A 14702-nucleotide genomic window follows, 5' to 3' on the forward strand; every position below is an offset into this window, starting at 1 on the left:
TAATCAGCAAACTCCCTAAAACGGTCTTTTTGAGGAATCAAAAAATGGAGAGTTTCTGTACATTATAACAATCAAACGAACATTTGATTGTTAACAACACAAAGTATATAATAACATTCAAACAAACATTTTAGTGTTTGAGTGAGGTGGAAAAATGGAGAAGGTAAGAAAAGAGGATAGCTGTGAAGTTTATTGTTTTGATGAAGAGAAAGTGAACCGCGTAAAACAACAGATAGAGGAACATGAAACGTTAGATATCGTCAAAGTATTTAAGGCATTAGCTGATGATACAAGGCTAAAAGTCGCGTATGCATTATGCCAAGAAGAAGAGCTATGTGTTTGTGACGTTTCCAACATTATCGGTTCTTCAACAGCCACAGCTTCCCATCATCTTCGGTTGCTTCGAAATATGGGATTAGCTACCTATCGTAAAGAAGGGAAGCTAGTGTTTTATTCATTGCATGATGAACATCTTAAACAATTAATTACGCTTGCTTTCGCTCAACGAAAGGAGATTACTTTGTAATGGAAAAAAGTGTTTATCGGGTGCAGGGATTTACCTGCACGAACTGCGCGGCACTCTTTGAGCAAAATGTAAAAGCATTACCTGGCGTAAAAGATGCAAAAGTAAACTTTGGTGCTGCCAAGGTTTCTGTTGAAGGCGAAGCGACTCTTGAAGAGTTGGAAAAAGCCGGTGCATTCGAGAATCTGCGACTATTTCCTGAAAAACAACGGATCGTTGCTAAAAAAGAGTCTTTTTGGAAAAACCAAACGAATGTCCGCGCTGTAATTTCGGCTGTATTATTGGTAGTCGCCTGGCTTATCAGTAAGCAATACGGCGAGAACCATGGACTCCCCGTTTCACTATATGCTGTTTCTATTCTCATTGGAGGATTCTCTCTTTTTGTAAAAGGATTTAAAAATCTTGTTGCTTTACGCTTTGATATGAACACTCTTATGACCATAGCGATTCTTGGCGCAGCCATTATCGGTCAGTGGGAAGAAGGTGCGATGGTTGTATTCTTATTTGCGATTAGTGAAGCACTAGAAAGATACTCCATGGAAAAGGCACGTCAATCGATTAGCTCTCTGATGGACATTGCACCAAAAGAAGCAACTGTTCGTAGGAATGGAGAGGAAATTCAGATTCCTGTTGATGACATTCAAATTGGAGATATCATGATTGTAAAGCCAGGACAAAAACTGGCCATGGACGGTGAAGTTATTAAAGGTACATCATCTCTTAATCAGGCCGCTATCACTGGAGAATCGATTCCTGTAACAAAATCGGTTGGAGACGAAGTATTCGCTGGTACCCTTAATGAAGAGGGATTACTTGAAGTTAAAGTAACAAAAACGGTTGAAGATACTACCATTGCAAAAATCATTCATCTTGTAGAAGAAGCGCAAGCAGAGCGTGCGCCATCTCAGGCGTTTGTAGAACGATTTGCTAAATACTATACACCGGCTATTATGGCACTTGCTTTAGGTGTTGCTGTTATACCTCCCCTTTTCTTTGGGGGTGAATGGAGCAAATGGATATATGAAGGATTGGCCACTCTAGTTGTCGGTTGCCCATGTGCGCTTGTCGTCTCTACGCCAGTTGCTATTGTTACAGCTATTGGGAATGCAGCTCGTAACGGTGTGTTAATTAAAGGAGGCATCCATTTAGAGGAAGCTGGCTCATTGTCTGTGATTGCTTTTGATAAAACAGGTACATTGACTCGTGGTATTCCTGTCGTAACCGATCTGATTGCTTTGCAAAGTCAATCACCAAATGAAGGCTTAGCGATTGCAGCATCCTTGGAAAAAGGATCTCAGCATCCTCTAGCCTCTGCTATTGTACGAAAAGCAGAAGAGGAAAAGCTTTCTTTACACGATGTAGATGGCTTTTCCTCTATTACAGGTAAAGGGGTAAAAGCAACCGTAATCGGCAACGAATATTACATCGGTAGTCCTCGCTTATTCGAAGAACTTTTGTCAGTTGACCGAATGAAGGATATTCAATCACAAATTGAAAGACTTCAGCATGAAGGTAAAACAGTGATGGTTCTTGGTACAAATGAACAAGCGATGACCCTGATTGCTGTAGCTGATGAAGTTCGAGAAAGTAGCAAGAATGCCATTCAAAAACTTCATTCGATGGGTATTAAGAAAACCATCATGTTAACCGGTGACAATAAAGCTACGGCTCATGCAATCGGAGAAAAATTAGGGATCACGGATGTAAAAGGTGAGCTGTTACCGCAAGAAAAACTAGAAGCTATTAAGCAGCTCAAGTCATCCAATCAACATGTAGGGATGGTCGGTGATGGAGTCAATGACGCTCCTGCGCTTGCTACGGCGACTGTAGGGATTGCTATGGGAGGTGCCGGGACAGATACAGCTTTAGAAACGGCTGATATTGCTCTTATGGGTGATGATTTAGGGAAACTTCCTTTCACGATTAAATTGAGCCGAAAAACGTTACAGATTATTAAACAAAACATTACATTCTCCTTAGCGATTAAGCTTGTTGCACTCCTTCTCGTGGTTCCAGGGTGGCTAACACTATGGATTGCCATCTTTGCAGACATGGGAGCTACACTTATTGTGACGTTAAATGGGTTGCGACTATTACGGGTTAGAGAATAGATTTGCTTTCATCGTAGTGGCAATGTAGACCCTGTAGAGTAGCATAGAAAGCCGACTTTTCCTTAGTGTAGGGAAAGTCGGCTTTCTAATTCTAGAAATTATAGTAGTGTGTGTTTTCGTAGCTCAGGCATACCTGTTTTTCGGGTTTGGGGGTAACCATTCGCCTTAACTTGATAGGCATGTGACTGTATCCCATGATAGAAGTTTATTAGAAAATCTATTACTTCACGTTAATGAACGTTGAGAGCCCACCCATATCAGCCATATGTTTGTCTGATCCATCACCGTTCGGACCAGGATTAATGGTGTGATCCATGATGTGACAGTGGAACATCCATTGTCCCGGATTATCCGCAGTGAACGCAATATCGGCTGTTTGCGAAGGACCTAGCATCACCGTGTTTGCTGATTCTGGTTGAGCCAACGCGTTTCCATCACGAGCAACAATTTGGAACGTATAACCATGGAGATGCATCACATGATTTTCTTCTGCGCTCGCGTTGACAAGTCGAATCAGGACTTTTTGTCCTTTTTTAACGTTTAACATAGGAGCTTCAGGAAACGCTTTTCCATTCAACGTAAACACGTTCTCTGATTCGCTACCCCCAACTTTCCAACTCTCCATTTCATAAATCGCATCTACATCGTAGTGGGTCTTGGAAGGTTGATTGGAGTCTACAATCAGTAAACCATGCAATCCTTTGTCCATTTGGTAGTCATCATTCACATGCGAGTGATAAAAATGCGTTCCGATCATCTGCGGCGTGACTGTAAAGGTATAGACAAAGCTTCCGCCTTTCTCTACTGCTTCTTGCGTACCCATCTTCATATCCATGCCATCCATATTCATCTTCATCGTTGGAACACCATCCACAGAGTTGGGCACCGCTAAACCATGCAGATGAAGCGTAGTAGGTTGAGGAAGTTGATTTTTCAAGACAATCGAAACTTTGTCACCAACTTTCACCCGAATTAACGAGCCAGGGACTTGGTGGTTATACCCCCATGCGTTCACAACTGTTCCGGGATATAGTTCCCAAGGGAACTCGGAAGCCGTGAGTGTAAACTGTTTGGTCCCATCGGAAAGAATTTTAGGTTTCAACCCTTTTTCTAGTGTAGTGTTATTGGCCATTTGAACCTGCGATTGCGACTCTTGCTTCGATATTTTGATCGTTGGTGCTGCAGCCGAAGATATGATATCCCCATCTGCCTCACGAACGGAACCTGCTTGGGAATCGCTGCTTTGACCGCCACCTTGAGCAAGCGTCGTAGTGACTTCCGTGCCCCAACCAATCCCAAAACCTAATACTAGTGCCGTCATAATCAAGTTTTGAGCTGTCTCTCTTCGAACACTAGCGAATAGCTCTTTGAGAACATAGACTAGTGTCCCACCCGCAATGGAGAGGACAAAAATAGAAACTGCGGTAGATGTCCATAGGCTACCTAGCAGAGTTCCCACAAATGTAGGTCCGCCGCCGATTAAACCGAGAAGAAGAATAGATTTCCATGGTACCTGCTTGCCACTATTCATCGAAGGGCCAACAATACCAAACCCTTCTGTAGCGTTATGAAGAGCAAATCCCACGACTAATCCTATGGCTAATCCTATTTTACCTTGTGCAGCCGATTGTCCAATGGCTAATCCTTCACTAAGGTTATGAAATCCAATCCCCGTCGCAATCATGTAAGAAAGCTGCTTTTCATTGGTTCCTTGCGAATTTTTCATCCATTTCTGCTCAATCATGACAAGTCCGATAATCCCAATAAAAAAACCGGAAATCAGCAGAATCACGAATAAGGTAGCTGTATCTAGCGATCCAGAACCAGACACGGCACTTTGAATAGCGGCCGACGTCTGCCCCATCGCACTCCCCATGATCTCAATTAACAAATACAATAGCACACCAGCAGCCATCATACTTAGAGATGCACGCAGAGCCTGATTTGCGTTACGTAGTCGCCCAAAGGGCAATCCAATGTAAATCGTACCACCAGCAATGATGCCTAGGATAAGTAAAGTCGAATGGTCCATATTTCACCTCATAAGATATTGAGAATCGTTATTATTAACATGGCTGATTCTAAATGCTTGCGCTCATTTTGTCAATGGTAAAATCACCAAGCAAAGGCATACAAAGAAATGACCCCACACAAGGGATATGAGGGATATATTTCTAACCCTAAGCTTATGGAATCCAAGATTTTAATACATTCGAAATAGGTGGACAAAGAGGTGGATCAGTTTTTCTTGAACAACAAGACTAAATACCTTCTGGAATAGGGAATAATCCTGCGGACTAGAAGCTACCCTGTCACTAGGCCATCTAAGTCAGATAAAGAAAAGATAATAATGAAAATTATTATTGACCGAATGATATGGGTCGTTTAAAATAACTACAGAAATAATCCGATAATGATTATCAATTTCCCAAGATTGTTAATTAGGTAAAAGTGCGAGGCTTAGAAAAATACATAGATGGTGAGGGAGAAGAATGAAAAGAAGAATAGGAGCTGGCCTGGTTACTCTGCTGCTCGTAACGCTCATGTTGCCTTCTATTATTTTTGCTGACAGTGCAGTGGACGACATGAAGAAAGAAAATCAGCTTGTCGAACAGGCGATCCAATCTGTGCAGAGCGGAAATATAAAAGCAGCACAGGAGAAAATGGATAATTTCTCTTCTACATGGCTTTCTGTAGAAGATGGGATTAAAAAGCAGTCCATGCAGGCATATCGTGATATTGAAGATGCGATGGGGCAAGTACAATTTACGTTTGCTCAACAGCCTGTCGATAAAAATACTCTGCTAACAAACCTGAAACAGCTTGAGCAGGTAAATGAAAAGTTTATCACGGGTCAGTTTCCGAAAGAATCATCTACGGATAAAGCACCGAAAGCTGATCAAGGAAATATAGCAGGACTTGTTTCCTTGATTGACCAGACCATTGGTAAGATTAAGCAGAATGACATTCAAGGCGCAAAAGGGGATGTCGAGAAAGTTCGCTCCATGTGGCTGGATGTGGAAGGAATTGTATTGACACAGTCCTCTAAAGTGTACGCAGATGCCGAGAAAGATATGGTGACATCCTATGCACTGTTGTCATCGAATCCTCCGAAAAAAGCAGAAGCTGAAAAAACACTTCAAAATATGCGAGATTATCTTGCACCACTTGGGGCGAAAACAAGCTATACCATGGTTGATGCCGTTACGATCCTCCTACGCGAAGGATTGGAAGGTCTGCTTGTTGTAGTAGCCCTGCTTGGCTTCTTGAAAAAAGCAGGACATGAAGATAAGAAGAAGTGGATTTTTTACGGAGTAGGTGCTGGCTTTGCTGTCAGTATCATCCTGGGTATTATCGTTCAAATGCTGTTTTCAGCCGGAACGTTTGGTAATAACAACTTCTTAATAGCAGGCTGGACCGGATTGTTTGCTGCTGTCATGCTCCTTTATATGAGCTACTGGCTTCACAGCAAATCAAGTACTGCTCAATGGCAGGAATACATCCGAGACCAAAGCACAAAAGCACTTGCTACAGGAAGCCTTGTGTCCCTTGCTGTTTTGTCCTTCCTGGCTGTATTTCGGGAAGGAACGGAAACTGTTCTCTTTTATATTGGAATGGCTTCCTCCATTAGTTTAACAAGTTTGGTAACCGGGATTGGCATAGGATTACTCAGCCTTGTGATTCTTTCTTACTTAATTCTTAAGGTAGGCTTAAAAATTCCGATGCGCCCATTTTTTATCGTTTCAAGTATTCTGGTGTTCTATTTGTGCTTTAAGTTCCTGGGAATGGGCATTCACGGTCTACAGCTGGCAGGCTTATTGCCCGCCACGCAGGCTAGCGGACTTCCTTCGATTGAATCTTTTGCCATCTATCCTACGTGGGAGAGTGTCATTCCACAGGCGGTTCTGCTTACAGCAGCCATTGCCGTTGTCATTTGGAACAAGCGCAAGGATCGTAAGATAAATCAAAAATTACAAACAAACAAAGCATCATAGGGGGAATTAAACATGAAAATGTTCAAAGTAATTGTACCAGCCGTATTCGCAGCATCTCTTACATTAACCGCTTGCGGTACACAAGAAGCAAAGAAAGCAGACACCCAACCGGCAACTTCTTCTTCTCAAGCAGCCACTACCACAAGCTCTCATACTGAACCGGCAGCTTCCTCTCCTAGTGAAGGAGCAAAAGCAATGAAGCAAACACTTGCGGATATGAAGACGCAGGTACATGCTGATCATGCAGCTAAAGTAAAAGAAGGCGCCGACAAGCTAGAAGAATCGTGGAGCAAATTCGAAGATGGAATAAAGGAAAAACATCCTGATCTTTACGAAAAAGTAGAAAAGCCACTCGGCATTATCCAGGGCGGGGCAAAAGCTCAAAAACTGGACAAAACAGTTCTTAGCAAGTCCATTGATGAATTAGATGCTGTTCTAACTGATGTTGAAAAAACGAAATAAACAGCGATAAATTTAATAAAAGTTAGTAGGTGCCTTTTTGGAGACAAAAAGGGTAACCGTTCCCCCTGCCAATTTGGTTAGGGGGTTTTTAGTACCTCGCAAAATATTGTCTGGGCTACAGGAGAAAGCATGGTTCCTGAGGAAATAATGTTGAGGGAGGGGAAAAAGGTGAAATACAAATTTTCAGATCTTGTCGATATTACGAAACTGCAAAAACTGATGAAACATTTTTATCACCTGACAAACATTTCACATGGCCTTATCGATCCAGAAGGGAACATTTTGTCTGCGATCGGATGGCAGGATATTTGTATCAAGTTTCACCGAGCCCATCCTCATTCTGGACAGAGATGCAAGGAAAGTGATCTGTCGATCCAAGAACGTCTTCATCTAAGCCAGGAATACGGTTCTTATATATGCCAGAACGGGTTGGTCGAATCTTTCATACCAATCATAATTGAGGGAGAGCATCTGGCAACGTTAATACTTGGTCAGTTTTTCTATGAAGAACCGGATATCAATTACTTTCGTAGACAGGCTCGGGAATTCGGATTTAGTGAAGAAAATTATTTGAATGCGCTTTCAGAAGTGCCGATCATTTCTCCGAAAGAAGTCGATGCTTGTATGAAATATTTTGTCCATCTGGCGGAGATGCTTGCCGACATGGGTCTTACCCATTTGAAACAGCGACAAGCAGAAGAATCATTGAGAAAGACTAACCAGCATCTGGACTCATTGGTCAAGCAACGAACGAAAGAACTGGCGGAAGCGAACCAGGAGCTTCAGAAAGATATTCAAAAGCGGAAACAGACGGAAATAAAGTTACGGGACAGTGAAGAGCGACTGCGCCTGATGCTGCAAAACATGCCTGTCATGATGAAGGCCTATGATGAACAAGGAAACATCGCTGTATGGAATCGGGAATGTGAACTGGTGACCGGATACAGCCAAGAAGAAATGATCGGAAATCCTAATGCTCTTACATGGCTATATCCGGATGAAACATATTTTCACCATGTGAATACAGAATGGATGGAGCAAGGGAACGATTTTCGAGATTGGGAGAAGACGTTAACGTGTAAAGATGGAACAGAGAAAACCATCTCATGGTTTAGTATCTCGGGACGCTTTCCGGTTCCTGGATGGGGCTTTTGGGCAATCGGTGTAGACATCACACAGCGGAAGCAAACAGAGAGACAGTTGCGGAAAACAGCTTCAGAACTGAAAGCTATTTTCCAGGCCCTGCCTGACCTGTACTTCCGGCTTGATAAAGATGGAACCATTATTCATTCGCAGGCTAGAGACCCAAATGATTTTTATGTATCCCCGGAAGAATTCATAGGAAAAAAATTCCGAGATATACTACCGTCCGAAACAGGATTTCAATTGCAGCAAGCAAGTGATTACGCGATTGAGACGAACTCACTCGCTTGTGTTGAATATTCATTGCCTATGAAGCAGGAAATGCACTATTTTGAAGCCAGGTTTTTGCCGCTTCTCGAAAGTCAGCTTATGGTGATCGTCCGTACTATTACGGACCGCAAACGAGTAGAACAAGCATTGTTAGAAGAGCGTAATTTTATCAACACGATTCTTGATACAGTTGATACTCTGGTGCTCGCGATGGATCGCCATGGAAGGATCGTTCACTTTAACTGTGCCTGCGAGAAATTATCGGGTTATTCATTTCATGAGGTGCAAGGGACCTTTGTGTGGGAACAGTTGCTGCTCCCGGAAGATGTACAGACAGTTCGGGAGCTCTTTCAAGACCTTAGCATTGAAAAAGTAGACCTACACAAAGAGAATATGTGGAGAACGAAAGATGGAAGACATCGCTTAATCAGCTGGTCAAATTCCATTCTCTTAGACAGCGAGGGGCAAATCAAATATGTTATTGGGACAGGAATTGATAGTACGGACCGTAGAAGGACTGAAGAATTGCTGCGGAAATCAGACAGACTGGCGGCTGTAGGACAATTGGCTGCCGGAGTTGCACATGAGGTACGCAATCCACTGACTGTATTAAAAGGATTTACCCAGTTATTAAAAAATGGATTTACTGAGTATGAAAATTATTTAACACTGATGGAATCTGAGGTCGAGCGAATCGAACTGATTATTAGCGAATTTTTGACGCTGGCCAAACCTGAGGTGATGAATGTTCAAAAGAAGGATCTTGGAGCGTTCTTGCAGCAAGTTGTTGATCTGATGAATACGAAAGCAATCTTGAACAGTATTCAGATCACATTGAAGATTGATCAGGAGCTTTCCCCAATCACATGTGATGAAAATCAATTAAAGCAGGTTTTTATTAATACGCTGCAAAATGCGATTGAAGCAATGCCTCACGGAGGGAACATTTTCATTTTTGTTGAAAAATATGATTATGAACAAGTCCAGATCCGTATCATAGATGAAGGGTGCGGCATTCCTCAAGAGCGAATTCCGAGACTCGGGGAACCTTTCTATAGCACAAAAGAAAAAGGAACAGGACTGGGTCTTATGGTGAGCTACAAAATTATCGAAAGACATGAAGGAAGCTTTTTCATTCATAGTGAACTCAACAAGGGGACTACAGTAACCATCCTATTGCCCATTGAGTTAGTTGGGGCAAGGCAGTATATACAATAATCGTACATATCAAAAGTTAGGAAGCAATTCGTCCGCACCTCTAGCTGTCAAAAAAGAGGAATTTTGTTCAGCCTATCGAATAGTACCATAGTCGACTGAGCGTTCGCTCATAAATATAACTGTATGACAGAGGAGGATTATGTATGTCTCACCCATGGCACATTTTATCGTATCCGCTTGCTAGCGAGAAAATCGCACTGGCTAATGTAGCCGAACAACTTTCTTCCGTAGAAGAAGGAGCTATTGTTGTACTTCCCGAGTATCTAGCTTACACCCGTGATAACTCCCTACTTGCACTTGAGTATCTAGTAGATGTATGCCGAACAAGAAAAATCAATGTAATGACAACGTTAAACCTTGTACCGGATAACCTTCCGCACGCTGAACCAGGGCGTAATTATAATGTGCTAACGATTGTAAATCGACACGGGGACGTATATACACCACAGGCGAAGATTACACCGCAGTCGTTTGAGCGCGTTCAATTCGAAGAAAAATTTCCGGCGATGAATGTAGGCGATTACACGCATTTGAACCGGGTGACGCTTGATATTAACGGACAGGAGCATACCGCTTTCTTTGTGATCTGCTCCGACATTTATTCACTTCTGCTTGGGGTTCAGCACATTGAACATCTCAAAGCAGATTACGCGATCGTGCCAGGAAACTTCGGAAACAAAGCGGAGCGGGCGGTAGACCGCATCTTGCGCCGCTTCCGGGATGGAGGTGTATTCCGTACTACGATTTTCTCTAATCCATATCAAGTACTGAAAGACCCATCAAAAGCGCCACTTGTACAGCAGGCAACCGAGTATGTAGAACGAAGTGAGGATGAGCAGGTTATACCGCTTACCGACTGGGACCGCATTCAGTTGTTCAAAGAAAATGTGGCGGTGTATCCGGATGAATTCGTCCCGAGTTTCGTCCATATGACCGGTCTCACCATAAAAGACGAGGGCCGTTTGACTGTTGGTCTAAAGCGTTTTGCCACAAATGTAACCATTGACACGTATTCTCCTATTATATCGCTGTAGCCAAAGTGCCCAGCGACAAACTGTGACATCGCCCATATCCCGCTGTTTTGTGCTACACTATTCGGTAGCAGACTTACAAAAGAAGGAGACGGAATTGTCACATGAACTTGCTTTCTATTGAAAACATCTCAAAATCATACGGCATCAAAACATTATTTGAAAACGTATCGCTCGGCGTTCAGGAAGGGGAGCGCATCGGCCTGATCGGCGTAAACGGAACAGGAAAATCCACACTTCTCAAAGTCATCGCTGGACTTGTTCCGTCAGATACAGGCACGATCATGAAAGGACAGGACGTACGAATTGAATTCCTGCCGCAAAATCCGGACTTTAACGAGAGTGATACTGTACTCGACCATATCTTCGCAGCCGATACGCCCGTCATGCAGCTTATCAAACAGTACGAAGAAACGCTCCAGCAGATCGCTGCTCAACCGGACGATACGAAGCTGCAGGAGAAGCTCGCTGTTCTCAATGAGAAAATGGATGCCAATGGCGCCTGGGATATCGAAACAAACGCCAAAACCATTCTCGGCAAGCTTGGCATTACCGATACAATTGCTTGTGTCAGTCATTTATCCGGTGGTCAACGTAAACGAGTCGCGATGGCGCGAGCTCTTATCAATCCAGCCGACCTGCTTATTCTTGATGAGCCGACAAACCACATTGATAACGAAACCGTGGAATGGCTGGAAGGCTACTTGTCACGCTTCAAAGGCGCGCTTCTGCTCATTACCCATGATCGTTACTTCCTTGATCGCGTCGTAAACCGGATCATCGAGCTCGATCATGGTCGCCTGCATACATATGAAGGCAGCTATAGCTATTTCCTCGAGAAAAAAGCCGACCGCGAAGAACGGGAAGCCGCATCCGAAGCAACGCGCCAGAACATTCTGCGCCGCGAGATTGCCTGGCTACGCCGGGGTGCAAAAGCGCGGACAACGAAACAGAAGGCACGCATTGATCGAATCGAAAAATTACAGGACGACAAACCACTCGAAGCCGTACAAACACTCGACATTGCACTGAAAACGCAGCGGCTCGGCAAAAAAATCATCGAGCTTGACCATATCTCGATGAACTTTGATAATCGAACTCTGATCCGCGATCTGAGCTACATCGCGGTTCCTGGGGATCGACTTGGCATTGTCGGCCCGAATGGAAGCGGGAAGTCTACCCTTCTGAAGCTCATTACAGGCGAGCTGATGCCAACGGAAGGAGAGATAGCGCTCGGCACAACGGTCCGCATCGGCTACTACGGCCAGGAAAACACCGAGATGAACGAATCGATGCGCATGATTGACTATGTAAAAGAAGCCGGGCATGTCGTTCACCTAACCGATGGGCATACGCTATCAGCCGGACAAATGCTTGAGCGCTTCCTATTTCCAATGAGCATGCATGGCACACCGCTTGGCCGCCTATCTGGTGGAGAGAAGCGGCGCCTGTATTTGCTGCGCGTACTGATGGGTGAACCAAATGTGCTTCTGCTTGATGAGCCGACGAATGATCTAGATATTCACACGCTGTCCATTCTGGAAGATTATCTTGAGACATTTCCGGGCGTCGTCGTTACCGTCTCTCACGACCGCTACTTCCTCGACCGCGTCGTGGATCGCCTGTTTGCTTTTGAAGGGAGCGGTCGCATTCGTTCGTATGTCGGCAACTACACCGACTATCTCGCGATTCGCAAACAGGAAGAAGACGAGAGAACCCGTTCTGCTGCACAGGCAAAGGCAGCAGCAGAACCCGCACCGAAAAAAGACAAGCCGCGCCGCCTGTCTTATACCGAACAGCGCGAACTCGAAACGATTGATGACGAGATCTCTCGCTTCGAAACCCGCAGTGCTGAGCTGGAGCAAGAAATCAACAAAACCGGCAGTGACTACGGCCTTCTCCAGCAGCTGACGGAAGAGAAGCAGCAGGTGGATGCGGAACTCGAAGCCAAAGTCGAACGCTGGAGTGAACTGAATACCTTGCTCGAAGAAATTGAAGCGGCGAAAAAAGGAAACTAATCATTTTTTGTCGAACGTTATAGGCATATAGAGTAGTAGCTACATAAAAAGAGGTAACGAACAGTTACAAATAGGTTATAAAAATATATAAATATGTATCACTATTTTATAACTTGTAACTCAATTGACAGCCTCCTACGTTCGTAAAGAGCGTAGAGTGATGGATACATTCCATCCAAAATCCTTTGAATTGCTGGAAGTCCCTAAAGCCAATTCAACCACAACGTAATGATGAAACAAGCATAAGCGTGATGGTTACGAAAGTAGAAAAAATGAATGGGATGGTGCATGGTTAAATCCTAAACACTGGTACAATGGGTAATCAGCAGCGAAGCCTCGAATAGAGGAATGTTCAACGACTAGGCGAAAGCCGTACACTACAAGCGATGGGTAGTGGAAGTGGAGGACACCGATTCGGTGATGATATAGTCTGCGCTGTATGGTGACATGCAGAAGTTCATAAGAGAACTGCATCGGTCTAGCGAACGGATGTGAACACGCATAAAACTTATAAAAAGTTGCATATGCACAAAAAAACACTCATTTAGCATGAGTGCTGGATGCGAAGTCTTTGAGAATCGTAATAACTAAGTTGTTAAAACTTCTGTTTTGATCTTTCGCGATTTGTTCAAGTTGGACTTTTAATTCTTTTGGGATGGTAATGTTTGTTCTGGTGTTCAGATCAGATATTTTCCCCATTCGTATCACCTCAAACTTATACTAACATCTAAATTCAACGCTCACAAGTTGGTATCAATTTGGTATGATTAGTGTGTAGGAGGTGAGATGTGATGATAAAAGCCATAAAAATTAGATTGAAGCCAACTAAAGAACAGGAAGTTTTGATGTTTAAATCGGCAGGTATAGCAAGATTCGCTTATAACTGGGGCTTAGCTAAACAAGAGGAGAATTATCGAAAAGGTATCAAGTCTTCTATAAAAGATAGTAGAAAAGAGTTTAACCAACTAAAGAAAACAGATGAATACAAATGGCTAAACGAAGTTTCTGCTCAAGTATCACAACAAGCATTTGAAGACTTGAAGGCGGCCTATAAAAAATTCTTTGATAAAAATGGTGGCAAGCCAAAGTTTAAAAGCAAAAAGCGAGATCAGCCTAAATTCTACGCCAGATATGATGCGATTAAGTTTACAAAAAACAACGGTCTATTTTATGTTCAAATTGAAAAGATAGGTAAAATCCAGTACAAATCAAATTATGATATTCCACAACTAGCTAAGTATATAAATCCAAGAGTGTCATTTGACGGGAAGTACTGGTATTTGAGTCTAGGGTTTGAACATGGAACAAACAAAAGCAAGCTCGATAACGTATCAGTCGGTATAGATTTGGGAATCAAGGACTTGGCAACTGTATCTCATATAGACAAGCCGATTAAAAATATTAACAAAACAGCAAAAGTTAGAAAGATCAAAAAGAAGTTGAAACGATTACAAAGAAAAGTATCACGAAAATACGAGAAGAACAAAGATGGCAACAAGTACAATAAGACGAAGAATATCAGTAAGCTGGAGAGGGAAATTAAATTGGTTCATAGGAGACTAATCAATATCCGGCTTAACCATATTCACCAGGCGACGAACTTGATTGTGAAAACCAAACCGTCAAGAGTCGTTATGGAGTATTTAAACATACAGGGTATGATGAAGAATAAACATGTATCTAAAGCGATACAAGAACAAAAACTATATGAATTCAAAAGACAAATGAAATACAAATGTGAGTTCAATGGGATTGATTTTGTAGAAGCGGATAAATGGTATCCATCATCTAAAATGTGTTCGTGTTGTGGAATTGTTAAGAAAGATTTAAAACTTTCAGATCGGACATATGTATGTGATAAATGCGGTCTTATTGAAGATCGAGATAAAAATGCCTCGATTAACCTTGCCAACTATCAAGTGGCGAATTAA

At 42.9% G+C, this 14702-nt stretch carries 10 protein-coding genes; 8 read left to right on the forward strand and 2 right to left on the reverse strand.

The annotated features are described in order from the left end of the window. Nucleotides 1-154 precede the first annotated feature (154 nt). Together CB4_RS12670 and CB4_RS12675 are read left to right on the forward strand one after the other, a co-directional pair. On the forward strand, nt 155-526 hold the full coding sequence (locus CB4_RS12670; protein ID WP_096466153.1) for an ArsR/SmtB family transcription factor: 372 nt from the start codon (nt 155-157) through the stop codon (nt 524-526). Then, entirely contained in the window at nt 526-2634 is a 2109-nt protein-coding gene (locus CB4_RS12675) for a heavy metal translocating P-type ATPase (RefSeq protein ID WP_096466154.1), read from the forward strand. The genes CB4_RS12670 and CB4_RS12675 overlap by 1 nt, the downstream gene beginning before the upstream one ends. A 220-nt stretch (nt 2635-2854) precedes the next feature. Here the strand turns inward: CB4_RS12675 and CB4_RS12680 are convergent, their stop codons facing one another. After that, a complete protein-coding gene (locus CB4_RS12680; RefSeq protein ID WP_096466155.1) occupies nt 2855-4666 on the reverse strand; it encodes a multicopper oxidase domain-containing protein in 1812 nt (603 codons plus the stop codon). A gap of 460 nt (nt 4667-5126) precedes the next feature. On the opposite strand from CB4_RS12680, the gene CB4_RS12685 reads away from it, so the two are divergent. The 5 genes from CB4_RS12685 (at nt 5127) to CB4_RS12705 (ending at nt 12771) form a co-directional block, all read left to right on the forward strand. Continuing rightward, nucleotides 5127-6629 carry an FTR1 family iron permease gene (locus CB4_RS12685; RefSeq protein WP_096466156.1) on the forward strand — a complete coding sequence of 501 codons (1503 nt, stop codon included), beginning with the start codon at nt 5127-5129 and terminating at the stop codon, nt 6627-6629. Nucleotides 6630-6641: 12 nt separating this feature from the next. After that, nucleotides 6642-7091: a hypothetical protein gene (locus tag CB4_RS12690; RefSeq protein WP_096466157.1), complete on the forward strand. Its 450-nt coding sequence runs from the start codon at nt 6642-6644 to the stop codon at nt 7089-7091. 168 nt (nt 7092-7259) lie between these two features. Then, a complete protein-coding gene (locus tag CB4_RS12695; protein WP_172890874.1) occupies nt 7260-9722 on the forward strand; it encodes a PocR ligand-binding domain-containing protein in 2463 nt (820 codons plus the stop codon). A gap of 143 nt (nt 9723-9865) precedes the next feature. Next, nucleotides 9866-10756 (forward strand): hypothetical protein, encoded by an 891-nt coding sequence (locus CB4_RS12700; RefSeq protein WP_096466159.1) that lies wholly within the window; start codon nt 9866-9868, stop codon nt 10754-10756. A gap of 101 nt (nt 10757-10857) precedes the next feature. Beyond that, complete coding sequence (locus tag CB4_RS12705) at nt 10858-12771, forward strand: ABC-F family ATP-binding cassette domain-containing protein (RefSeq protein ID WP_096466160.1); 1914 nt, start codon at nt 10858-10860, stop codon at nt 12769-12771. 540 nt (nt 12772-13311) lie between these two features. Here the strand turns inward: CB4_RS12705 and CB4_RS22025 are convergent. Further along, nucleotides 13312-13470 carry a ribbon-helix-helix domain-containing protein gene (locus CB4_RS22025; protein ID WP_096466161.1) on the reverse strand — a complete coding sequence of 53 codons (159 nt, stop codon included), beginning with the start codon at nt 13468-13470 and terminating at the stop codon, nt 13312-13314. 92 nt (nt 13471-13562) lie between these two features. On the opposite strand from CB4_RS22025, the gene CB4_RS12715 reads away from it, so the two are divergent. After that, nucleotides 13563-14702 carry an RNA-guided endonuclease InsQ/TnpB family protein gene (locus tag CB4_RS12715; RefSeq protein ID WP_096466162.1) on the forward strand — a complete coding sequence of 380 codons (1140 nt, stop codon included), beginning with the start codon at nt 13563-13565 and terminating at the stop codon, nt 14700-14702.

The sequence above is a fragment of the Aneurinibacillus soli genome, assembly GCF_002355375.1.
Taxonomy (GTDB): Bacteria; Bacillota; Bacilli; order Aneurinibacillales; family Aneurinibacillaceae; genus Aneurinibacillus; species Aneurinibacillus soli.